At 45.5% G+C, this 23,117-nt stretch carries 24 protein-coding genes and 1 pseudogene; 10 read left to right on the forward strand and 15 right to left on the reverse strand.

Annotated features, from left to right (window positions below; all coding sequences use genetic code 11):
- Positions 1 to 70: 70 nt before the first annotated feature.
- The 3 genes and pseudogenes from R7Z77_RS14075 to R7Z77_RS14085 form a co-directional block, all read right to left on the reverse strand.
- Positions 71 to 706, reverse strand: a pseudogene (locus R7Z77_RS14075) (SRPBCC family protein); the annotation flags it as partial.
- A gap of 137 nt (positions 707 to 843) precedes the next feature.
- Positions 844 to 2,085, reverse strand: coding sequence for a sensor histidine kinase (locus R7Z77_RS14080; protein ID WP_017634216.1), 1,242 nt, complete (start codon positions 2,083 to 2,085; stop codon positions 844 to 846).
- Entirely contained in the window at positions 2,057 to 2,725 is a 669-nt protein-coding gene (locus R7Z77_RS14085; protein ID WP_025998582.1) for a response regulator transcription factor, read from the reverse strand. Before R7Z77_RS14085 ends, R7Z77_RS14080 begins: the two co-directional genes overlap by 29 nt.
- A gap of 89 nt (positions 2,726 to 2,814) precedes the next feature.
- Between R7Z77_RS14085 and R7Z77_RS14090 the strand changes: the two genes are divergently transcribed.
- Together R7Z77_RS14090 and R7Z77_RS14095 are read left to right on the forward strand one after the other, a co-directional pair.
- On the forward strand, positions 2,815 to 4,014 hold the full coding sequence (locus tag R7Z77_RS14090) for a DUF5666 domain-containing protein (RefSeq protein WP_064354651.1): 1,200 nt from the start codon (positions 2,815 to 2,817) through the stop codon (positions 4,012 to 4,014).
- Between the two features lie 149 nt (positions 4,015 to 4,163).
- Positions 4,164 to 4,460 (forward strand): hypothetical protein, encoded by a 297-nt coding sequence (locus R7Z77_RS14095; RefSeq protein ID WP_017634219.1) that lies wholly within the window; start codon positions 4,164 to 4,166, stop codon positions 4,458 to 4,460.
- Positions 4,461 to 4,557: 97 nt separating this feature from the next.
- Here the strand turns inward: R7Z77_RS14095 and R7Z77_RS14100 are convergent, their stop codons facing one another.
- Entirely contained in the window at positions 4,558 to 5,607 is a 1,050-nt protein-coding gene (locus R7Z77_RS14100; protein WP_017634220.1) for a hypothetical protein, read from the reverse strand.
- A gap of 439 nt (positions 5,608 to 6,046) precedes the next feature.
- On the opposite strand from R7Z77_RS14100, the gene R7Z77_RS14105 reads away from it, so the two are divergent.
- Both R7Z77_RS14105 and R7Z77_RS14110 read left to right on the forward strand, forming a co-directional pair.
- Positions 6,047 to 6,508, forward strand: coding sequence for a hypothetical protein (locus tag R7Z77_RS14105; RefSeq protein ID WP_005388493.1), 462 nt, complete (start codon positions 6,047 to 6,049; stop codon positions 6,506 to 6,508).
- Between the two features lie 93 nt (positions 6,509 to 6,601).
- Complete coding sequence (locus R7Z77_RS14110) at positions 6,602 to 7,075, forward strand: copper chaperone PCu(A)C (RefSeq protein ID WP_005375841.1); 474 nt, start codon at positions 6,602 to 6,604, stop codon at positions 7,073 to 7,075.
- 340 nt (positions 7,076 to 7,415) lie between these two features.
- On the opposite strand, the gene yegD is transcribed toward R7Z77_RS14110, so the two are convergent.
- The 4 genes from yegD to R7Z77_RS14130 all read right to left on the reverse strand — a co-directional run bounded on the left by yegD (position 7,416) and on the right by R7Z77_RS14130 (position 10,751).
- Positions 7,416 to 8,768 (reverse strand): molecular chaperone, encoded by a 1,353-nt coding sequence (gene yegD, locus R7Z77_RS14115; protein ID WP_064354650.1) that lies wholly within the window; start codon positions 8,766 to 8,768, stop codon positions 7,416 to 7,418.
- 121 nt (positions 8,769 to 8,889) lie between these two features.
- Positions 8,890 to 9,513, reverse strand: coding sequence for a hypothetical protein (locus R7Z77_RS14120; RefSeq protein ID WP_213967637.1), 624 nt, complete (start codon positions 9,511 to 9,513; stop codon positions 8,890 to 8,892).
- A gap of 326 nt (positions 9,514 to 9,839) precedes the next feature.
- Positions 9,840 to 10,160 carry a DOPA 4,5-dioxygenase family protein gene (locus R7Z77_RS14125; RefSeq protein WP_005375836.1) on the reverse strand — a complete coding sequence of 107 codons (321 nt, stop codon included), beginning with the start codon at positions 10,158 to 10,160 and terminating at the stop codon, positions 9,840 to 9,842.
- A 396-nt stretch (positions 10,161 to 10,556) separates the two neighbouring features.
- Entirely contained in the window at positions 10,557 to 10,751 is a 195-nt protein-coding gene (locus R7Z77_RS14130) for a hypothetical protein (protein ID WP_127891143.1), read from the reverse strand.
- Between the two features lie 65 nt (positions 10,752 to 10,816).
- Between R7Z77_RS14130 and pdhA the strand changes: the two genes are divergently transcribed.
- Genes pdhA through R7Z77_RS14145 form a run of 3 tightly spaced genes read left to right on the forward strand, consistent with a single transcriptional unit; the run spans position 10,817 to position 14,032 of the window.
- Positions 10,817 to 11,911 (forward strand): pyruvate dehydrogenase (acetyl-transferring) E1 component subunit alpha, encoded by a 1,095-nt coding sequence (gene pdhA / locus R7Z77_RS14135; protein WP_213967636.1) that lies wholly within the window; start codon positions 10,817 to 10,819, stop codon positions 11,909 to 11,911.
- Positions 11,904 to 12,887 (forward strand): alpha-ketoacid dehydrogenase subunit beta, encoded by a 984-nt coding sequence (locus R7Z77_RS14140; protein ID WP_017634235.1) that lies wholly within the window; start codon positions 11,904 to 11,906, stop codon positions 12,885 to 12,887. Before pdhA ends, R7Z77_RS14140 begins: the two co-directional genes overlap by 8 nt.
- Complete coding sequence (locus R7Z77_RS14145; protein WP_213967635.1) at positions 12,884 to 14,032, forward strand: dihydrolipoamide acetyltransferase family protein; 1,149 nt, start codon at positions 12,884 to 12,886, stop codon at positions 14,030 to 14,032. The genes R7Z77_RS14140 and R7Z77_RS14145 overlap by 4 nt, the downstream gene beginning before the upstream one ends.
- A 67-nt stretch (positions 14,033 to 14,099) precedes the next feature.
- On the opposite strand, the gene R7Z77_RS14150 is transcribed toward R7Z77_RS14145, so the two are convergent.
- A complete protein-coding gene (locus tag R7Z77_RS14150) occupies positions 14,100 to 15,065 on the reverse strand; it encodes an electron transfer flavoprotein subunit alpha/FixB family protein (RefSeq protein WP_258470239.1) in 966 nt (321 codons plus the stop codon).
- Between the two features lie 137 nt (positions 15,066 to 15,202).
- Here R7Z77_RS14150 and R7Z77_RS14155 point away from each other — a divergent pair, with 137 nt between their 5' ends.
- Positions 15,203 to 16,864, forward strand: coding sequence for an electron transfer flavoprotein-ubiquinone oxidoreductase (locus R7Z77_RS14155; protein WP_213967633.1), 1,662 nt, complete (start codon positions 15,203 to 15,205; stop codon positions 16,862 to 16,864).
- Positions 16,865 to 16,923: 59 nt separating this feature from the next.
- On the opposite strand, the gene R7Z77_RS14160 is transcribed toward R7Z77_RS14155, so the two are convergent.
- Positions 16,924 to 17,808 (reverse strand): LysR family transcriptional regulator, encoded by an 885-nt coding sequence (locus R7Z77_RS14160; protein WP_042521059.1) that lies wholly within the window; start codon positions 17,806 to 17,808, stop codon positions 16,924 to 16,926.
- Positions 17,809 to 17,925: 117 nt separating this feature from the next.
- Here R7Z77_RS14160 and R7Z77_RS14165 point away from each other — a divergent pair, with 117 nt between their 5' ends.
- Positions 17,926 to 18,597, forward strand: coding sequence for a type 1 glutamine amidotransferase domain-containing protein (locus R7Z77_RS14165; protein ID WP_017821211.1), 672 nt, complete (start codon positions 17,926 to 17,928; stop codon positions 18,595 to 18,597).
- Positions 18,598 to 18,681: 84 nt separating this feature from the next.
- Here R7Z77_RS14165 and R7Z77_RS14170 read toward each other — a convergent pair whose 3' ends face one another.
- The gene (locus R7Z77_RS14170; protein WP_213967632.1) at positions 18,682 to 19,329 is read right to left on the reverse strand and encodes a glutathione S-transferase family protein; all 648 of its coding nucleotides are present in this window, start codon (positions 19,327 to 19,329) and stop codon (positions 18,682 to 18,684) included.
- A gap of 118 nt (positions 19,330 to 19,447) precedes the next feature.
- Here R7Z77_RS14170 and R7Z77_RS14175 point away from each other — a divergent pair, with 118 nt between their 5' ends.
- Positions 19,448 to 20,278: a LysR family transcriptional regulator gene (locus R7Z77_RS14175; protein WP_213911988.1), complete on the forward strand. Its 831-nt coding sequence runs from the start codon at positions 19,448 to 19,450 to the stop codon at positions 20,276 to 20,278.
- A gap of 9 nt (positions 20,279 to 20,287) precedes the next feature.
- Here the strand turns inward: R7Z77_RS14175 and R7Z77_RS14180 are convergent, their stop codons facing one another.
- The 4 genes from R7Z77_RS14180 to R7Z77_RS14195 form a co-directional block, all read right to left on the reverse strand.
- The gene (locus tag R7Z77_RS14180) at positions 20,288 to 20,860 is read right to left on the reverse strand and encodes a protocatechuate 3,4-dioxygenase (protein ID WP_213905235.1); all 573 of its coding nucleotides are present in this window, start codon (positions 20,858 to 20,860) and stop codon (positions 20,288 to 20,290) included.
- 136 nt (positions 20,861 to 20,996) lie between these two features.
- The gene (artM, locus tag R7Z77_RS14185) at positions 20,997 to 21,665 is read right to left on the reverse strand and encodes an arginine ABC transporter permease ArtM (RefSeq protein ID WP_005388569.1); all 669 of its coding nucleotides are present in this window, start codon (positions 21,663 to 21,665) and stop codon (positions 20,997 to 20,999) included.
- Entirely contained in the window at positions 21,662 to 22,351 is a 690-nt protein-coding gene (gene artQ, locus R7Z77_RS14190) for an arginine ABC transporter permease ArtQ (protein ID WP_005388570.1), read from the reverse strand. The genes artM and artQ overlap by 4 nt, the downstream gene beginning before the upstream one ends.
- Before the next feature lies 1 nt (position 22,352).
- Entirely contained in the window at positions 22,353 to 23,096 is a 744-nt protein-coding gene (locus tag R7Z77_RS14195) for an arginine ABC transporter substrate-binding protein (RefSeq protein ID WP_213967631.1), read from the reverse strand.
- Positions 23,097 to 23,117 lie beyond the last annotated feature (21 nt).

The following is a 23,117-nucleotide window of genomic DNA, read 5'->3' on the forward strand; positions in this document are numbered from 1 at the left end:
TATCTCCTTATTAGTGAAGATAAGATCATAAGTCTGGTGCCTGGCTAATTGAATGTGTGCTTTGTGGGGCGCTTACGTAATAACAAAACAATTCACCATTCACGGATAGGGTTTCGTCACTAATTAACTGTTCTAGTTGCTGAACATGCTTCTCAATTACCGAACCTAATTCCTGCAAGCTAGCCACACCCTTGATCCCAATGTAATGAATTTGAGGCAACGTTCGGTTACCTATTTCGACTAAGTCTGAATGCACTCTTCCGGTTTCAAGCTTACTTTTGAGCATGCGTAACCCACGTTGATAATCCATCTCTATCATCGACTTAAACATACTTTTCAGAAAGAACAGATACCAAGGGACGCGAGATTGCATTTGCCATTCGACTAAACAGCCATTTTGTGACGGCGTCACGATTAGAGTCACCTTTCCATGGCTCTTGATTGGGCGAAAGAAATGTAGCTCCATATCTAATCGATGCTCTTGAGTACTTTCCAGTACAATCGCGCCAGTCCCAATACGCTGACCATTCCATTGATAACCAGCTCCAACGTGGCCCTGATTATCACTGAATGTCAGCTCGCAGCTTGGTTCAAGAATGATCCATGGTGACCAGCTGGGCCAGTTATTGAAGTTCTTGAGATAGCCAATAATTTCACTTTGATTCTTATTAATTTCAATACTTCGGCTGACCTGATAAGAGAGCATAACGGTTCCTCGAGTTTCCGCTTCACTAACTTCAGTCTAATTCAAATTCCAGTTTTTTCTTGTTTGACTACGGGTTAGATGCGTACGACAAGAAAAATCCAGAGCGTTAATTCTCACTTGAATCAATACGCGCAAAGCTAAGAGCAGAACTCCACTTTTGCACTAAATCGAACACCATCATCGTCCAGTACTAACGCCCACCCCATCCGTTCACATATTCGTTGTACGATAACAAGCCCACAACCATAACCAGCGTTGTACGTCTCGTTGCCATCGTGACGGTTTAGGATCTTAAGCGCATGACCTTTCAACTCAATTTCAATATCTCCCACACTATAGCTAAAGGCGTTTTTAATCAGATTGTTGATAACAATGGTCACAAAACTCTCTGGTGCCTTCACTACACCACTATGTTGTTCGTGCAAAGCGTAGTTCGAATCTTGCTTGGCAAATAAAGGAGCCAGCTCTTCCAGTTGTTTTTGTAAACAAGTAAGAAGCTGATGCTCTCCGTAATGTTGAGGCTCTATTTTCTCTTTACCAAGTAAGAGAAACGCTTCTGTCAGTACACGCATCTCGTCACAAGCTGACTGCATCCTCGTGATGGCTTTTTGCGCAACTCGAGGTTGATCAGGAAGACGCGTCAGAATGTCTGTTGAGCCTTTAATCACCATGATTGGCGTTCTCAACTCATGCGATGCAAAACGGCTAAATTCTTGCTCTCGTTTGAAATAGCCCGCGATATCGTTCTTATTATCCAGCAAAGTCTGCTCTATCTGGCGTGTTTCGCTGAACTTAGTTTCAACTTGGAAAGCGGGTTGATCCGGTGACATTTGGCTAATTTTGTCTTCAATTTGCGCTAATGGCCGAGACAATATTCGCACCATGTAAATGCCATACCCAACCATGACAAATGAAAACAAACCACCGAGCAGCAGCGTAAACTGATGCAGCGAGCTTTCGTATTCGTCCAAGTAATCATCTGAGTCATCTTGAAATACAATGTACATAAGCCCCTTCCCTGAGGGGTGGTTCAATACAACAAAGTGTTTGTCTTCTTCACCAAGCAGGTATTCGTAAAAACCAGGTGAAGTAAAAGAGAGCAACCAATCGGGTGTCGGTGCTTCACTCCAATATGAGTTGAATTCCAATACGTTTGGCAATGGCGCATCCCAGCCCTGTTTCTCGAAATTCTCACTATAAAGCGCAGCTTCAGTATCTAGCCAGTGATGTAAACTCAGCACTTCCAGTTTGTTTTCTGCCACATAAATCAGCGACCAAAAAAGAGTAAACATCACAAACGTCATGACCCCAAAACCCCAACGGATCTTGCGATAAATGCTTGGATATTCGTTATGCTTTAAGTCGGTAACCTTGTCCATGAATAGTCTCTAATCGTGATTCTTCAAAACCTTTGTCTAGCGCGGTTCTTAAACCGTAAATATGGCTACGAAGTGCATCACTTCCGGGTGGTTCGTCTCCCCACACACTATCGATCACTTCTGTGCGCGTGACCGCTGCTGGAGCACGTTGGAGGAGCAATTTTAAAATTTTAGTTTGAATTCGACTCAGCTTAATTTCTTTGTCTTTTCTCGTTACTTTTCCTGTCCGCGCATCTAAACAAATATCTGCAAATTTGAGCGTTCCGATATCTTGTCTTGGACCACGATTAGCCAAAGCATGAACACGCAAACTGAGCTCTTCCATCGCAAATGGCTTCATTAAATAATCATCTCCCCCCGCTTTAAAAGCCGCGATTTTGTCCTCTAGCGTATCTTTTGCCGTTAGGAAGAGAATTGGCGTTCCACATAACTTATCTTGTCGAAGCTTCTGTACCGTACTGATGCCATCGAGCTTCGGCATCATGATATCCATGATGATTACATCGTAATGATTTTCCTCGATTAACTTAATCGCAGCCTCTCCATGAAACGCACAATCGATAATCATGCCTTCTAGCTCAAGATAGTCTGCAATCGTCTCCGAGACGTTATGGTTGTCATCTACAATTAAAATTTTCATAAAATCACATTTCTTCACGATCTCTTCACGATATGCCCAATAAGATACAGGCAATTTCCTAAACTCGCTCGTAAATTGAGGTTAATACAATGAAAAAACTCGCTCTTATTTCTGTAGTAGGTTTGGCATTGTCTGGTTGTGGTGGTTCAGGTGGTGGCAGCAATAGCGATAGCACATCAACTCAACCAGCAGTGAAACCAAGTGTAGCGATTGGCTCTGTTGAAGCGGTCAACGCTGAAGAAAGCACGTTAACCGTCAATGGACATACGTATCGTGTGTCTGAGGTGGTTTATGACGACACACAAGTGCAACTGGCCGATGTAAAACCAAAAATGGTGGTTCGCGTGGGGTCAGATATTCGGCAAGCTTCGAATAATGGCGTCCGAGTCACACTTGAACCAACCATTACAGGACGTGTCACAGCGATTGATCATGTGAAGAAAACATTTACGGTAAACGGCGTAGATCTGCAGTTTGACGGTTTAAGTGATGATATAGAGGTCAACGACTGGGTGATGGTGTCATCATTGCCAACTGCTGATGCGGGTTATCGAGTGCTGTCTGTGGTCGAAATCGACGTAGATAACGATTACCCAGCCCTTGGAAGCTACTACGAACTGGAAGGTCGCATTACTAGTACCGATGAAAATGCTGGCACGTTTGAGCTTGGTACAAATATAACCGTATCTTACGACAACATTAGCCAACTTAGCATCGGCCAATGGGTGGAAGTAGAAGGTGAAATGCAAAACGGTATCTTCATGGCACATGAGGTACAAGTTGAAGACTACGACGATCTAAAAAATGACAGCGATGTGGAAGGTATCGTGACTTGGGTTGCCAAGGATTATAGTGAGTTCTCTCTAAACTACCGAGGAGCATTCTTCATCGATAACGCAACACGATTTGAAGACGGCAGCAAAGCGAACCTAAAACAAGGCCAAGAAGTGGAAGTAACGTCTATCATGAAAAATGGCAAACGCATCGCTACCGTTATTGAGTTTGAGCAACCAGACTTTGACGATAACAACCAATGGCAAGGTAAAGAATTTGAATGTGAAGGATACGTATCAAACTACGATGCTGAAGCAAGAACATTTGAAATCGAGCGTTGCGAAAACGACGCAGATCAATTGCTAAACAACACGACCGTTGTGATTGATGCACAAACACGCTTCCAAGGCATCGAAGAACTTAACCTAAATGGTGCTCGTGTCGAAGTCGAAGGTGTGATCATTAACGACCAAAATATTGCCCGTGAAGTGGAGTTAGACGTTTACGACAACTAATCCCTTCTACGCTTAAGAAAAAGTGTCACTTCGATGGCACTTTTTCTTTTTACCTTACTTTGCTTCCCAAGCTCAAACCAACAAATTCTCAGCCAAAACCTTTTCTCTCCGTTACACTTTACCTATGTTTCACAACATTGGTGACAACTATGAAAAAACGCAACCTCATTTTGTTAATCTTGTTTTTTGGTTCAGCCACGAGCTTAGCTAGCGTGATGGATCCTGACTGCGATGCAGAAAAGGCAGCTAAAGCCGCTGCGACAAAAGCCGTGGTTGGTGTTGGGGGGCGCTGTACGCCTAAAGAGGCACTGAAAGATACCGCAGTTGATGCAGGAAAAGACAAATTGCCAGATGAAGGGATGGCGGGTAAAGCTGTTGATGCAATGACACCGGAAAAAGAGAAGAAAACGGTGAAAGACGTAACCAAAAAGCTCAATAAAGATTGATACGCTTTCTTGTAGTTAACTTTAATAGCGAAACTCCCCCCTCCCCAAAAAAAAGAGCGCCGATTGACGCTCTTTCCGAACTTTAATAGATAACCAATTATGCGGTCTCTGCTTCACCTATCCAATGATAATGGTGGTTGGCTTTTTTCCCCACTAAACCGAGCTCTGCCAATTCTTCAAATACCTTGTCTACCTCTTCCGCAGACAGCCTAAACTGTTTAGCAACGGCTTTTTTGGTGCACGTAATTTGATGCGTTTTAAGTGCATCGCTAACTTGCTCTAACAAGGTTTTCGGTTCCTTTGGTTCTTCTGGCTCCGGCGCAGCTGGTATTTCTTGCTCTTCTTCCTCTTTTATATGAGGAAGATAACCCGCAGGCGCTGGGTCTATATCGCGAACTGTTTTCAATATCATGCCCTCATTTCTGCGATAGAAATATCGGAACCGTTGCTCTTCACCAATCAAGCCAACAAAAAATGCAGCAAAGAAGTCCAAAAGAATCGAAAGAAATACAACCAAGCCAAGCTGAGCTTGCTGAGAGGTAGTACCAAATGCGTTGGCTAGGCTATCAATCAAACCAATCACTGAGCCTTGCGTAACCGGCGGTAAACTATCACGCTCCATAGCCAAGCGTTGCTGCTCTTCACGTAAGGTTTTGTTTTGATCCTGAATGCGAGTTACACCAGTCGCGATACGCTCCATCTCGATGTATTTCTGCGCTGCCATATTGTTGAGCTCAATCTGCTTATCGATTGCCGCAATCTGACGATTAAACGCTTCCACTTTCGCCTGCTCTACCGAAATATGACTTTGTGCACTATTGGTTGCACTATTAATGCCACCAATACTACCGCCAATGGAAATCGCAGCTAAGACTAAATAAAACACGAGAGCGGTTGCTGCTCCTGTGTAGTTGCGATGGGCTCGGCGCTCACCGTATTCATACCAAGCGTAAAATTTACCCGCTTCAAAAATGATCGCTAAACCACCAAATAAGGTTTGCATCATCGGATTTTCGTCGATAGACAAAAACAGCAATAGAGAAAAAATAGTCGATGCTAAAATCGCAGCACCGGTGAATGCATATACACTCACCATGGCAAATCGACCTTTAGGGTATCGATATCCAATCTGTTGTTCGTATTTCATTTGAGAAATTTCTTAAGATTAATCGCCCCTCCGACTAAGTAGGACGGACGTTTCTGGCATGTACAAAGGAGCGCAGAATACCGTATCCTTTATTAAATTACTGTCATAATTCCGTTAATGGAAAACAAGTGAAGATTCGGTGTGCATTTTGAATCGATATCAGCCAAATCTAGCACGTAAAAACACCACCACGACACCCACTAACCGAAGCTTCAGTGGCATATAAGAGAGATTAATTCGGTATCTTCAAAAGCGACTAGGCAAGACTGACAAGTTGAATTGGAGGTTGTGAATGTCAGCCGAATCAAGACATTAAAGCGTTAAAAATAGACAATAAAACAAATAATGCACACTTGCATCACCTTTTAGTAAACTGATAATTACATTGTTTGGTTAATTTGTTAGTATCCCGCGCCGAAGAAGATAAGCACTTAATTGTATGGAAAACACTCTAATACAGCACAAACACCATCGCTTGCACGCTATTGCGGTTATTATCGCGGTGTTGTTTCAGTTGTATTTAGCGTCCACAGCCGCTCTTAACCCTACACAAGTTCACAGCACAACTTGGCTCAACAAAGTCCAAAGTGAAAAGGTTTTACTGTGTACCGCAGATGGTTTCAAATGGGTGGATATCAATACGTTGATTGAGGCTAACGCTCAATCTTCTTCTAAGCTCATCCAAGATCTTAACTTACACGACGGCTTCCAATTTGAATGCCCGCTTCTTCAAGCTGTTCAATTCTTTCTTTTAGTTGCGATTGGGCTTTACCTGACAACCATCCATTGGCTGCGCCGAGTAAAGTATGCACTGACGACTTATCACTTTTCAAAATGCGATAAGCTCGTTTACAAACACATCGCGCCTAAGCACTCTCCGCCGAGTGTTTTTCCTGCCTAACAGGCATCTAATCATTGACAACTTTATTCAAAAATAACGATGACTCTGTTTGTTGTCCATTCAGAGAAGCTATTAATTCAAAAGGAAAAACACATGCTTAAATCATTAAAAACCGCCGCTATCGCGCTTATTGCTGTCATCGCTAGCCCACTGAGTTTAGCGCACGATTATGAAGCAGGAAAAATTCATATCGACCATCCATGGAGCCGCGAAGCGCCACCAAACGCACCTGTTATCGGTGGTTTTTTTCAATTAACCAACCACGGTGACAGTGAAGATGCATTGATCGCAGCAGAAAGCCCAATCGCAGGGCATGTCGAAATTCACACGCATAAGAAAGAAGATGGTGTGATGAAAATGATTAAGATTGACGAAGTGCGCGTTCCAGCCAATGACTCAGTGTTGTTTAAGCCAGGCAGCTTCCATTTAATGATTTTTAACCCAACACAAACTCTTAAAGAAGGCGACCGCTTCCCTATGACGTTAACATTCAAAAACGCGGGTAAAGTGGAAGTAGAAATGGCGGTTGAAAAACAAGGTCACATGGAAAAACACATGCACCATTAATGACGTAAACAAAAGTGCCCGCTGATTTAGCGGGCATTTTTATCTCAGCTTAGTCAAAATCATTATTCCGGTAGATCCTAACTCGACTCTTCAGAATAATGGTGATGAATAACGCTCGGCGAAACGGGGTCACATATCATAACAGCGTGCTCGGGCAAGAGATTCTAAATCACGCTCGTCCCTCACTATTCAGAATGACCTTGAAAGACTTAAGATCCTAAAAAGGTTCCCTACCCGCTTAAAACTCAACCTCTCGACAAAGTTCTCCAACCATCACTTGGCAAGCCTAAATGAAATCATAAGTTTGGCAACAAAGACCCACTGTTAATCGGCTTTCTTTCTACTTGAAACAAACCTCAGCCCAACGAGCTAAGCCGGCAGTTACTGAGCCAAAATAGTTTCCACTGACAACCGGAATACTTGGCAGTACGGTTTGCACCGCATCGCGCAAGATTGGCGAGCGTGCCGAACCTCCAGTCATAAAGATAGCATCGGGTTTAACTCCAGCTTGCTCTACCGCTTCTGTCACCAACGCCGTCATTTTATTCTTTGGCGACTGGATCGCTTCGATCATTTCGTCACGTTGTACATCAACTTCAATCGTTTCTGATAGTAAGTTGATGCCAGTTCGGTAAGAAGCTTGTTCTGAAAGTGCCACTTTTGCCTCTTCGGCACGGCGAACAATGTTGTAGCCTAAAGACTCATGATACACCTCTAGCAAACGAGCAAGTTTTTCTGGCTCTTGAGCCTGCTTTTGAAGCAACTTTAACGCTGATAGGTTCTCTCGCGAATAGAAGTCACTCTGCGCTTCTACATTATTGATTGCTATCGGGTTCCAGAATTGGGTAGTCGGCATCACAATGCCTGACTCCATTTTACTTCCCATGCCAAAAGGGAACATGAGCTGCTTAAATGCTAGCGCGATATCAAGATCATTCCCGCCGACACGCTGGCCACTGTGAGCTAACAAGCTTGCGGTCCTATCTGCTTTGCCGCGCCAAGACGGTCCCATTTGGATCAACGAACAGTCCGTTGTACCACCGCCAATATCGACTACTAGAATGATTTTATCTTCGCTGAGTGTCGCTTCATACTCTAGGCCCGCCGCGACAGGCTCAAACTGAAACTCCACATTTTGGAAGCCCGCACGTTTCGCTGCCCGCAACAAAATGCGTTCAGCCTGAATGTTAGCCGTTTCACCGCCACGCCCATGAAAGTTAATTGGTCTGCCGATCACAGCATCGGTAATACTTTGCTGCGCATCGCTTTCGGCTTGCGACTTAATATTGTCCATCATCGCGCAGACAAGGTCTTCGAAAAAAGCCAATTGCACATCACGCAAGCCAGATGCACCAAGAAAAGACTTCGGCGATTTCACATAATAGATATCGCGAGGATCTTCCAAATAGAGATTAAGTGCATCCTGACCAAACGCAATGTCGTCGGATTCTAAGTCAATACTTTCTTCTCGGTTTAAATTGATTGCCCGGCGTAAAACCTGCTCACCAACTTGATCTAATGGTTTAATATCTCGATGGCGAAATAAATGCTCGGATACCGATTCACGACTCGGTGCAGCAAGGGTGGAAGGAATAAAAGGGCTGTTTCCTTCTAGATTAAGCAGTACTGGCTCACCCGGTTCCATTTTAGCCACTGAACAGTTTGCAGTACCATAGTCAAAGCCGATAAACATTGTTTCTCCCACTGTCCCACTGATTAGTGGCCTTTTGACCGTTAAAAAGCTGGCAATGCTAACTTAATGGCATAAGAATTACTATCCTAAAATCGAATGTAATTTAACGTGGAAAACCTATCTAAGGTACACTATTTTCTCTTTTTGCAGATGGCACAACAACCGCTACCAATAAAGCTAACAATAGGAACACAGGGCTAAGCATTAATCCATGCCAGATTGAATACCCATCATGGAACAGCCAGAATATACCAAGCGTCAGTAGGTACGAAAAGTAGCTGCAAAACACCAAGCTAATCGCGACAAAGCGCTTTTGATTAATAATAAGAATCCGCACTAGATACTGGCTAAGAATACCAGAGCAGCGCATGGCAAGTTGCCAATTAATGATAAAGAAAGCAAGCGCAATAAACCCAGCTACGACCAGTGCATCATACGTGCTTAAAATGAAGTAGCTACCAAATCGGCTTATGATGACCGGATAATCGCCTTCGTATATCGTTGACCAAGATATTGCGTTCGCTGCTGCTACGTAATTGGCAAAATAAGCAATGGCGTAGAAAGTCGTTTGAGAACTGAACGGCTGAAATACATCCGTACAAAATCCTCGCCACTCTTCTTTGTTGGCGGTAGGCCCAACCCAGTCACGTTTTTTTTGAGCGGTACGCCCGGCAAACGCAGGCCCGTTGCGAAACAACAGCCAAAATATATAGAGTGCAAGTATAACCAAGAGTATTGAAAACATACCCTTCCCCCTCATAAATTATCGGCGCCACTGTCAATGGCGTTGGGGTCGTAAACTGCACTTCCCTGCTATACCTATTTGATTTATCAAAGACTTATTATTTTATTACCACCAAAATTCATTTAATGGCATGCTAAACAGCAACATTTTCACGCTTTGTGCGTGAAGTTCGAAAGCCTACTTTTAGGTTTAGCACAAAAATAACTACAGCAAAGCGTAAGAAAGGGATTCCGCATCCATCAATGAAGGTGAGGCGTTAAGCAGAAGCTGCGACCGCAATGAGAAGAGAAGGATTCAAAGCGGCCATGCATGGACGAGAAGAGCAACTATTTCTCTAACTTTTCTTCAAATACACCAATCTCTCTGCCCAACCAAATCGCGCGTTCTGTGTGATCAAGTAACTCTTCTTCGCTTACTGGGTGAATAAGCACAGAAAAATCGCCTCGAATCGTATCAAGCCACGCCAAGAACTCTTCACTCAATGATTCTAGGTGAATTTCAAACATCGGCATTTTGTGTGGGCCAACTAACCTTCCAACTAATGGAAACACACGCAGCACATCTTGACGCTCTTGACGGATGATCTCGTTCAAGGCTTGCGCTTTATCTTGTTCTCTTAAGGGAAAATAAACATGAGCGTGGTACATAACTTCTCCATAATCACTTCCACTTGAGCACCACCTACTTTGGATAAGCTCAAGGACTGCCGAGGGTATACATTTGTAATGCCGTCACCCTACCTTGATTCCACTCTGTTGGGAAGAAGTTATGCATTCTCATAAGGTCGAGGCTTCGAGCACAACAAAAATTTGCAATTCATCATATAGCAACTGTTTGAGTTGATTCATTAATAATGACTCACTTTGTCAAATTTTACAGCCAAATTTTGTTGCAAATATGTTTCATTAACCAGTAATTAAATTCGAGTTTAAAAATACCACCAACAAAATATCAGCATATTACTCTGCAAAATCAGGGTGTAAGCAAAACTTTACTACTGAGCGAAAGTCAAAATGAAGCATAATTTAACAATTTGTTTACACTTATTGTATCTGGCTATACCACGATTTAGTTAGAGGGTTAGATACAGAAAAGCCTTTCTCTGTATCTTGCGGTGAAATGGTCGCAGCGATGTTATCGACAAATAGTTTAAGGGACGAACAGATGCCTACCGCTATCGAAAGCACACGCAACCTTAGGTATGGCCTTTGCGCTGATATCAGAGTTTGAGTACCCATACAAACTCTGGTTTTGTATGAACAGCTGCAGTCCAAAAGACCCGCAGCGTCAAAAGGAGCTTGAGATGAACGTTCAGGCATTACCCATGCATCGGTTTATCGACCATCGTGGGGACCTAGTCGGCCAACTACCCAACTGGGCTGACACTGAAACATTGGTCGGGTTTTACCGAGATATGGTATTAACTCGCACTTACGACAACAAAGCAGTTGCCTTGCAACGCACCGGTAAGCTAGGGACCTATCCCTCACACTTAGGCGCGGAAGCCATAGGCATTGCGGTCGGCAGAGCACTTAAAGCCGATGATGTGTTTGTTCCTTACTACCGCGATATGCCTGCGATGTGGTGTCGTGGCATTGGCATGGAAAAGAACCTTCAATACTGGGGTGGCGATGAGCGCGGGAGTGATTTTGCTCCTGAAGGCAGTCCGGTTCCTAGCCGAGACCTTCCCTACTGTGTACCCATAGCGACGCAATGTACGCATGCTGTCGGGGTGGCTTCCGCGCTAAAAATTCAAGGTAACCATGAAGCTGCGCTAGTGATGTGCGGCGATGGTGGTACATCCAAAGGGGACTTTCTTGAGTCAATAAACTGCGCAGGTACTTGGAATATTCCACTTGTTTTCGTCGTAAACAATAACCAGTGGGCAATTTCAGTTCCGCGTAGTCTCCAATGTGCCGCCGATTTCTTATCAGAAAAAGCGCAAGGTGCAGGTATACCGGGTATTACTGTCGATGGTAACGATGTCGTCGCCGTTTATGATGCAACTAAAACCGCCCTTGAGAGAGCAAGAAAAGGGAAAGGTGCAACATTCATCGAAGCGGTGAGTTACCGACTGAGTGACCACACTACGGCCGATGATGCGACTCGTTATCGTAAAGAAGATGATGTTCAAACTGCATGGCAATACGAACCTATCGCACGTCTTAAAACGTACCTCCTTAATCAAGGCGCTTGGAGCGACGAACAAGAACAGCAATGGCTAGATTACTGTAAAGAGCAAGTAGAGTTAGCTGTTGAACGCTATCTGAGCTTACCGCCACAAGCACCAGAAACCGGTTTCGATTATTTGTATGAATCGCTACCTCAAGAGCTTCATGCACAAAGAGATGAACTCATCAACAAGGCAATGAGAATGCAGGGAGGCAGACATGGCTGAGCTAACGTTGGTTGAAGCAGTAAACCTTGCCCTGCACCACGAAATGCAACAAGACCCCAATGTTGTCGTACTAGGTGAAGACGTGGGCGATAATGGTGGTGTATTTCGTGCCACTGTTGGACTCAAGCAAGAGTTTGGTCTTAAACGAGTCATCGATACGCCACTCGCTGAAGCCTTAATCGGCGGGGTTGCGGTCGGTATGGCAACGCAAGGATTACGACCTGTCGCCGAATTTCAGTTTCAAGGTTTCGTTTTTCCTGCGATGGAGCACTTAATGTGCCACGCAGCTCGAATGCGTAACAGAACTCGCGGTCGGCTCACTTGTCCCGCGGTTTTTCGTGCGCCATTTGGCGGCGGTATCCACGCTCCGGAACACCACTCAGAAAGCGTGGAAGCGCTATTTGCTCACACTGCTGGATTTAAAGTGGTGATTCCTTCTTCTCCACAACGCGCATACGGCTTACTTCTCGCTGCAATTAGAAGCAATGATCCCGTCATGTTCTTCGAACCGAAGCGCATATATCGTACCGTTAAATCTGAAGTCGTTGATAACGGCGAAGCACTCCCACTCGACACATGCTTCACCTTACGTAAGGGGCGAGATATCACGCTCGTTACTTGGGGCGCATGCGTCGTAGAGTCACTTCAGGCCGCACAAACCTTGTCTAGTCAGGGAATTGAAGTCGAGGTGATTGATTTGGCGAGTATTAAGCCAATTGATACCGCGACGATTTTCAGCTCACTAGAAAAAACTGGACGTTTACTCGTTGTTCATGAAGCGAGTAAAACTTGTGGTGTGGGCTCTGAGCTATTAGCTCGAACCGCTGAACATGCCATGTGCTTACTTAAAGCCCCACCTAAACGAGTAACTGGAATGGACACCATTATGCCTTATTACCGTAACGAAGATTATTTCATGGTTCAGGAAGAAGACATTGTGACCGCGGCGCGCGAACTCGTGGAGGATTGGAAATGAAGACGTTTAATTTACCCGATCTCGGTGAAGGTCTCGCTGAGTCAGAAATTGTGAAATGGCACGTTAATGTCGGAGACATGGTTAAATTAGATCAAGTGATCTTAACCGTAGAGACAGCAAAAGCGACGGTAGACGTCCCGGCCCCCTACTCTGGCCGTGTGGTCAGCCGTCATGGTGATGAAGGTGAAATCGTCAATATTGGTGCATTACTGCTAGAGATTGATGAAACAGGTGCCGAGAGAGAAGTAACGGCAGAGAAAAAAGCCACTGCTGACGCCGCAACCGTCGTCGGTAGCGTTTCTCACCAAGCGCATCATGTTAACGTTGATGATTTCTGGATTGGTGGCAACCACAACACGACAGAAAGTAACCTCGTTACCGCCCTGCCTTCGGCTCGCTTGTTGGCACAAAAACTTGGGGTAGATCTTAACCTCGTGTCAGGTAGTGGCCCGAACGGACTTATCGTAGATACCGATATTTACGACGAAGCCGGAAAACAGCGTCCAGGCACCGAAGTTTTGAAAGGCGCTCGACGTACCATGGTATCGTCTATGACCGAGTCGCACGAACATGTTGCCGCCGTAACCATTACGGAAGAAGCGTTGTTGGAAGATTGGCTACCAAACGAAGATATCAGTATCCGCCTTGTTCAAGCGATTGTTCATGCGTGTCAAGAAGAGCCCGCTTTAAACGCTTGGTTTGATGCCGAAACCATGACACGCTGTGTACACACAACGGTCAATGTAGGAATTGCAGTAGATAGCCGTCATGGATTGTACGTGCCAGTTTTGCGCCACGCAGATGAATATGAGCCACAAGATGTTCGTCGTTGGCTCGATCAAACCGTTGAAGGGATCAGAGAGAGAAAAATCGGTCGTGAGCAATTGCAGCACGCGACGATTACGCTTTCCAACTTCGGCGCGATTGCCGGTATTTACGCAACACCTGTCGTCACACCGCCACAAGTCGCTATTGTCGGCGCGGGCCGAATACTCGACCGAGTTGTGATAAGAAATGGTCAAGCAATTTCGGTGAAAGCAATGCCGCTATCCGTAACGTTTGATCATCGCGCTTGTACTGGTGGTGAAGCTGCAAGGTTTACGAAAGTATTTGCAGAGCACCTGCAACGTCCGAGCGAAAAATAACTTATAAAAATCAAGTGATAAAGGCTTCCAGTCCGGAAGCCTTTTGTTTTAGGAAGCAAGACTATATCTACAGCTTCTCTAACAGCTCAGGCATTACCACAAACAAATCGCCGACCAATCCATAATCAGCAATGTCAAAAATAGGCGCATCCGGATCGCTATTAATTGCAACAATCACCTTGGAATCTTTCATTCCCGCCAAATGCTGGATCGCGCCAGAAATTCCGACGGCAATGTATAACTCCGGTGCAACAATTTTGCCGGTTTGCCCAACTTGATGGTCATTAGACACATAGCCCGCATCGACCGCCGCTCGTGACGCCCCTACCGCTCCACCTAGCTTGTCAGCCAATTGTTCTACTAAAACAAACTTCTCTTTACTCCCGAATGCACGACCACCCGACACTACTACTCTAGCCGCTGGCAATTCTGGTCGCTCACTTTCTGGCGTTTGTTGCGAAACAAACTCACTAAGTTTATTGATAATCACCGTGTCGACTTGAGTAAGCTTAGGGACAACTGGCGTGTCAGATAGCTCTGCGGCATCAAAAGCCGTACTTCTTATGGTCATCACTTTATAGGGATCATTCGACGTGACTCTCGCCAATGCATTTCCAGCATAAATTGGACGAATCACCGTATCGATAGACTCGGTTGTCATCACGTCAGAAAGTTGACCAACATTAAGCAACGCCGCCACACGAGGCATCACATTCTTACCAAATGTACTGGCAGGAGAAAGAATGTGTGAGTAGTTTTTGGCTACTTGTGAGATCAAAGGTGCGATATTTTCCGCTAATCCATGTTCATATCCCTTCGCATCAACCCAGATAATTTCTGCAACACCTTGAACACAATTCAACTCATCCAAAACTGATTGGCACTGATAACCAATAAGCAACACAGAAACAGGAAGCGATTTATCATCATCCTTAATCTCAAATGCCGCTTTAATTGCACACAGCGTCCCTACAGCCAACGATTGGTTGTCATGCTCTGCGAGCACAAGTGTTGCTAATGGTCGGTCTTCCATGGTCATGCCTCATATAACACGTCAGATCCATTACTTGAGCTTAGTCCACTTCACGTTAACGTCAACTGAGCTATAGTTTTCTGTATAGAAACCAAAACCTGTCACGCAGATGACGATAATAGAAAGGAAGCATAAAGATGGAACGAGAATGCATGGAGTTTGATGTCGTGATCGTGGGGGCCGGACCCGCAGGCTTAAGCGCCGCTTGTCGGCTAGCTCAACTCAACCAAGACAGTGAAGGTGACGCACTTTCAATTTGCGTTGTAGAAAAAGGCTCAGAAGTGGGCGCACATATTTTATCTGGCGCTGTTTTTGAAACTAGTGCCTTAGATGAGCTTTTCCCCGACTGGAAAGAAATGGAGGCCCCGCTAGCAGCCTCGGTTCAACGAGATAATTTCCTTTATCTTACTACTGAACAAAACCATATTCGAGTTCCTCACATCCTTACACCGCGTCCAATGATAAATGGCGAGAATAATTACGTAATTAGCCTTGCCAACCTTTGCCGTTGGCTCGCTAACCAAGCAGAAAATCTTGGGGTGGAAGTTTTTCCGGGCTTTGCCGCTGCAAGCATCAATTATGATCAGACTGGCGCAGTGACAGGCATTAACACGAGCGATATGGGACTAGATAAGAACGGCCAGGCCAAACCTAACTTTGAACCAGGTATCGAGCTAAGGGCAAAATACACCCTTTTTGCTGAAGGTTGTCGCGGACATCTGGGTAAAGAACTTATTCAAAGGTTCGACCTAGACGCAGGAAAGCAACCACAGCACTACGCGCTTGGCCTAAAAGAAATATGGGAGTTACCCACTGACAGCAAGGATGTATCAGGCAGTGTTATCCACTCCGCTGGCTGGCCCTTGAGTGAAACAAATACCACAGGCGGCGGTTTTCTCTATCACATGGAGAACAACCAAATCGCCGTGGGGCTTATTGTCGACTTGAATTACAGCAATCCTTACTTGAGTCCGTTTGACGAATTTCAACGCTTTAAACACCATCCTGCTATTGAACCACATTTGAAAGGTGCTCAGCACATCGCTTACGGCGCAAGAGCCATTGCGAAAGGTGGACTTTCCTCTCTGCCGAGACAGCAATTCCCTGGCGGTTTATTGATTGGTTGTGATGCGGGGACTTTGAACGTTGCTAAAATTAAAGGCAGCCACACAGCAATGAAATCCGGAATCATTGCAGCAGAAGCGGTACATACGGCCCGACAAACTGGAGCTTCTGAGCCAGACTACCAGTCGTTGTTCGAATCATCATGGTTGTATGACGAACTCGCCGAAACGCGTAACTTTGGTGCGAACATTCATAAGTTTGGCAGCATACTTGGCGGTGCTCTTTCGACTTTTGAACACAACCTGTGGCAACCACTGGTTAAGAAGCCGTTACCTTGGTCTATCAAGGACTATTCGCACGATCATGAGCAGTTAAAACCTAAACAAGAGTGCCACCCAATTGCATACCCAAAACCAGATGGTGAAATCAGTTTTGATAAGCCTTCGTCGGTATTTTTGTCGGGAACACAGCACGAAGAGAATCAACCTTGTCACCTTGTTCTGACTTACCCTCACATTCCAATTGATGTGAATTTAGGTATGTATGACGAGCCGAGCCAGCGCTATTGCCCTGCAGGGGTTTACGAAGTGGTGGAAGTTGAGAGTAAGTTGAAGTTTCAGATAAATGCCGCCAACTGCGTGCATTGCAAAACCTGTGACATCAAAGATCCTTCGCAAAACATCACGTGGAAAGCACCAGAAGGTGGCGGCGGACCAAGCTATCAAAACATGTAGATACGTTAGTATGTTGACGATCTAACAAATGGATAAACAAACCGATTGGCAGAGCCTCATTACTCCTGCCAATCGACAAAATGATCAAGCAAGAAGTCGATAGCCAATCGCGCTCGTAGTGGTAGAAAGTGACGATTCTGATAAACAATCCAGCTGCTGTTGCCGCTTCCCCAATACGGCTCTAGTATTGGCACCAAACGACCAGACGAAATAGCATCGTTGAAACTGCTCTTCGGTAAGTACGCCACGCCCAACCCTTCTGCACAAGCTTGCAAAACCGTGTGTGCGTTATTGCTTTTCCATCTGCCCTGCACTTTTACGCCATCTAACGGCTTGCCGTCTTTTTCAAACAACCAAACGTCTTTATTGGCGATGATGCAGCTATGACGCTTGAGTTGCTCGGGGTGCGTTGGCAAACCATGTTCATCGAGATAACGCTGACTGGCTGCTGCTGCCATGGGACGATCCACCAGCTTTCTCGCAACCAAGCCTGAATCACTCAACCTACCGTAACGAATGGCAAAATCGAAACCATCTTCAATAAAGTTGACCATGCTGGTGTTGAAGTTGATTTCTACCGTGAGATTAGGATGTTGCTTGGCAAACGCCATCAAGGCAGGCGCTACATGGTTCTCAGAAAACGCACCAGCGGCGCTCACGCGTAACGTACCACTCAATTGAGTTTGCTGCGTGGTGAGCTGTTCATTGGCTTGCTGAAGCCCAATCACCAACTCTTTACACTGTTGATAATACGCTTGCCCCGCTTCCGTTAGACTCACCATTCTTGTCGAACGTGCTAACAAAGCGACACCTAATCGCTCTTCTAGTCTTGTGACTTGGCGACTGACGTGACTGGTACTGCAACCTAATTGTTTTGCCGCTGCAGAAAACCCTAAGCTCTCAGCAACCGTAACAAACTCATTGATGCCTTCAAAACTGTCCATACTTACCTTTGCTATATAGCAATAATGTTTTGCCAATTAATCGTATTATCACTTATTTGTTTAGCAATTAGTATGAAGGTGTTCAACAAATACACGTAAGCCAAAAAGGAAACCATCATGAAGAAAGTACTCATCATTGTGACGAACCATGCGACTCTTGGTGAAACTGACCAAGCAAACGGAACTTACGCGCCAGAGCTCACTCATGCCCTTAGCGAACTACTAGGTGCAGGATTCGATTACGACATTGCCTCTATCAAAGGTGGACAAGCACCACTGTACGGAACCGACATCGAAGGCGACGCAGTGAACGAGAAAATCTTGGCGGATGATGATTTCCAGAACCGCATCAACAACACGATTCCAGTGTCACAAATCAACGGTGACAACTACGATGCGATCTTCTATCCGGGTGGTTTTGGTCTTCTTTCAGACCTGGCGAGCAACGAAGATTTTGCCAAGATTTCTGCGAAACACTATGAAGATGGCGGTATTGTGGCAGCAGTTTGTCATGGTCCGGGCGCTCTTCTCCCTATCACGCTTAGCAATGGTGAAAAGCTGCTTGCGTCTAAATCAGTAACAGGTTTCACTCGCGAAGAAGAGATCGACTTCGGCACTATCAACGATATCCCATTCCTATTGGAAGAGTCTCTTGCACGCGGCGCAGCGCGCTACTCTAAAGTGCAACCATGGCAAGAGCTTGTGATTGTGGACGACCGAGTCATCACAGGTCAAAACCCAACGAGCGCACACGGCGTAGGCAGAGCGATTGTTGAACACCTGGCTTAAACGCGCCGGAAACTACAACCATCCTAGAAGAGGAAAGCGTGCTTTGTCATGCTTTCCCTTGCTACAGGCGATCGCAAGATGCGCTTATACTTCTTCCCCTGCCTCGTCCTCTTCTACGATATCCGTTTCTTGACTCGCCTCTTCGAGCCATTGCTGTAGAGATTCACTTGCTAGCACCTTCTGTTGGTAAGCTTTGGCACCTTCCGATAGCTCGATGCCATAAGTTTGGAAACGCAATGCCACAGGTGCATACATGGCATCTGCAATAGACCATTCTCCAAATAGCCAACCGTTGGGATACAGTTTGGCTTGCTCAGCCCAAATGGCATCAATACGCGCAATATCCTTACGCGCACCATCCGTTAGATCGACATTTCTGCGTGCGCGGATGTTCATTGGGAGTTCGTTTCTTAAGTCAAAGAAACCCGAATGCATTTCTGATGCGATGGCGCGTGCTTTAGCCCGTTCTGCAGACTTACTTGGCCATGCTTTGCCTTGTAAGTATTGCTCGTTAACGTATTCCAAAATCGCTAATGAATCCCACACTGTTGCGTCACCATCCACTAAGGTAGGGACTTTCGCGGTTGGTGTAATATCTTCCAAGGTCTTATAAAAATCTTCTGTGAATAATTTGAGCTTGGTGACTTTCACATCCAGTTTGAATTGAGAAAAGATCAGCCATGCGCGAAGTGACCAGCTTGAGTAGTTTTGATTAGCAATAAACAGTTTCATGACGCCTCCATGCGGTTCGTGTTTTGAGTACCCATTCACAATATCTGATTGTATTTAAGGGGACTAACGGATAGTTTTGATGGAACACTTCAACAAAAACGATGGATGAGTTTTAGATATGGATATCGATGCGTTGCGCAGCTTTCTTGCTTTTGTCGAAACGGGCAGTTTCACTCGTGCAGCCAAGCAGATCAATCGCACCCAATCCGCGTTCAGTGCTCAAATGCGTAAGCTAGAAGACGAACTCAGCGTCAGTTTGTTTGAAAAAGAAGGCCGTAACCTCGTATTGAGTGAAGCGGGACTGGCACTGCGCTCTCACGCCGAACTATTGGTTAACTTGCACAATCAAGCACTGAAACAAGTGAAGCGCTATGAAAACAAGCGCCCTCTTCGCTTAGGTTGCCCCGAGGATTACAACGACAATATCCTGCCTAAAGTCATCCGCGTATTACAGCAATCTGAGCCCACATGTTCAATTCAAGTCTTCAGTGAGCCAAGCATCACCTTGAGAGAAAAACTTGATGAAGGAAAGCTAGACGCCGCTATTGTGACAAGAGCACCGGACAGTGAGGAAGGTTACTGGCTAGCAAGCGACAAAGGCGTGTGGATTGCTCATCCTGATTTTGACATTGAGAACGCCCAACCTCTCCCTCTCGCCCTATTCCAAACCGACTGTAAATACCATGCGGCAGCAGTAGACGGATTAACCAAACGTGGCACTCCTTATCAACTACTGGCATGTTGCAATACGGCTTCTGCACAACGAGCAATTGTACGTTCAGGCATGGCTATCGGTGCGATGGGCAGTATTAGCGTTAGCGAGGATCTTAAGATCTTAGACGATATGCCATCGCTACCTTCCGTGGATATCGTTTTGGTCACGGGCGTCGAGCCTCATCCGATACTGGATAAAGAATGCTTGGCGCAATTGGTTGAGTTAATGGCTTAACCGGATTAGCTAACCAATCACAAAGTTAAATTCGCCCGTTAAGCGCCCGTCGATTCGTATAGTCTCAAACTGTAGATAATCACGGGCTTTGCCACCCCACCATTCATCACCAGTATTGCCTTTTAAGTACAACTGAGTGGTCAGAAGCTCTTGGTTATCCCGCCACAACTTAACGTGAATGTGCGGCGGACGAGAGGCGTAAGGCACAGGATACAAAGTCTGGAATAAGTAGCGACCATCCAATTGAGTTTCGACTGCGCCAAAGCCTGCAAAATGAGCATCAAACTTATCATTATTTGGCTGCTTAGGATGATCGTAAATCCCCTGCCCATCGCATTGCCAGATTTCTACTTTGATGCCTGAAACTGGGTTTCCAGATGTATCTACGACTTTGCCTTGCAGCACAATAGGTTCACCAAGCAAGCCCTCCGATTGCAGAATCAAGTTTTGACGAAGAGGAATGTCCACCACTGGATAAAATGGCCCTTCTGTTTGTGCTGGCGTTGGCCGCATTGGTGTTTTCGCTTTTAAAGAGGGTGCGAGCAACAATGTCCACAGCGCTAAAAAGTGTCTTCTTTCCATGATGCCACCAATGTAATTGCGTTGCATTAAGTTTGGTGGAACTTGAGGGTTTTGCCATGACGAATATAAAAAATGCCCCTGCAAGAGAGTCATTTGCAGAGGCACTGTGGAACTAAATTGAGTGTTGATTGAAGGTTTATGCAGCTTCGAACGCCAATGCTTTCTTCTCTACCTGACGGAAAATGAGAGTTAGCACACCATTTACCGTTAAATAAAATGCACCTGCAATACCAAATACCGTCAACGTATCGTAAGTTTGTGCATTAATGCGCTGCGCGTAGCCCATCAAATCCATGATCGTAATCGTGCTTGCTAGTGACGTGCCTTTGAAGACCAAAATCACTTCGTTCGAGTAAGCCGGAACAGCACGACGAATGGCGTATGGCAGCAGCACTTTAAGTGTTGCGGTTTTGTTCATACCTAATGCACGACACGCTTGCCATTGACCAGAAGGAATCGCGTTAAACGCTCCTTTGAACAGCTGAGTACTGTACGCCGCGGTATTCAACGCTAACGCCAACATCGCACAGAACCAAGGTTGGCTTAACCATGTCCAGAATACACTTTCTCTTACGGCATCAAACTGACCCGGACCGTAGTACACCAAGAAGATCTGTACCAATAAAGGTGTACCAGTGAACAAGGTAATGATGCCACGACTTACCCAATGCAAACCCGGAGTACGTAGGATCAGAGTCAGCGTCATCATCAGAGCTAAAAGACAGCCCACAACCAAGGAAGCGGCGGTCAATTGAAGGCTAGTGCCTAAGCCATCCAGCATTTGCCAAACGTGTTGTTCGTTCATGCAGTTGCCTCCTGTCCCATGCTCATGCCTTGAATTGAGAACTTCTTATCAATCAGTTTGACGGCACGTTGTGTAATCAAAGTAATGCCTAGGTAAATCGCCGCAGCGGTTGCGTACCATGTAAACGCTTCATGGGTCGCTGCAGATGTTAGCTGCGCTTGTTTCAACAAATCCGTCACGCCGATCAGTGATACAAGTGCGGTGTCTTTCAGCAGAACCAACCATTGGTTAGTTAAACCTGGTAGTGCGTGTCTTACTGCTTGTGGCAAAACAATGCGAACGAAAGCGTGTGCTTGACTGATGCCAAGTGCACTTGCTGCTTCTCTCTGCCCTCTTCCAACGGCTTTTAATGCGCCACGTAGAGTTTGAGAAGCATAAGAAGCGAAGATCAATGACAACGCCACCACGCCAGACAAGAACGGGCTAACTTCAATAAAGTCGCCGGTGATTAAAAACAGAACCTGCGTCGAACCAAAATAGATGAACAACACGACAAGGATTTCTGGCAAGCCACGTACAATCGTTACAAACGCCGTCATTGGCCATTTAACGAAAACGCGACGAGACATTTCACCACTGGCGAATACCACTGCCAGAATCAAACCGACTAATAGGCTTGTGAAGGCTAACTGGACGGTCATCCAACTAGCTTGAACAAGCGATAAAGAGTAACCCGTTAGTGCCATATTACTTACCGAAGTACTTGTTGTAGATTACGTCGTATTCGCCGTTCGCTTTCACGGTTTTCAGTGCCGTGTTCAGCTTGTTCACTAGCTCGTCGTTACCTTTGTTTACTGCGATACCGAAACCGTTACCGAAGTATTTAGGGTTAGTGATGTGCTCACCCACGTAAGCTAGGTTGTCTTCTTTCTTGAACCATTCCGCTACGACTGCTGTGTCACCGAATACAGAATCAATACGGCCATTCTTCATATCGATGAATGCGTCTTGGTAGCTTGAGTAAGGAACCGCTGTTACGCCCGGCATTTGCTCAATCAGGTAGCTTTGGTGTGTTGAACCGTTTTGAACACCAACACGCTTACCTTCTAGTGCTTTTTGATCGGCCACTTTTTCTTTGATAGAAACAAACGCTGCTGAGTTGTCGTAGTAAGGGTCAGAAAAGTTCACTTGCTCCAAACGCGCGTCAGTAATATCCATTGCAGAGATAGCCGCATCGTAACGCTTGAATTTTAATGCAGGGATCAGGCTGTCAAAAGATTGGTTGTGGAAGGTGCATTTTGCTTCGATTTCTTTACATAGTGCATTCGCCAGATCCACATCAAAACCTTGGATTTGGTTGTTTTCATCCATGTATTCGAATGGGGCGTACGTCGCTTCCATCGCAAATTTGATCTCTTCTTGTGCTGCTGCGTTTGCCGCCATAGTTGCAGAAGAAAGGCCGATTAGTGAAGCTAGTAGAATCTTTTTCATTGCAATACTCCGTGTGTACTT

It is taken from the genome of Vibrio sp. 1401, from assembly GCF_033340295.1.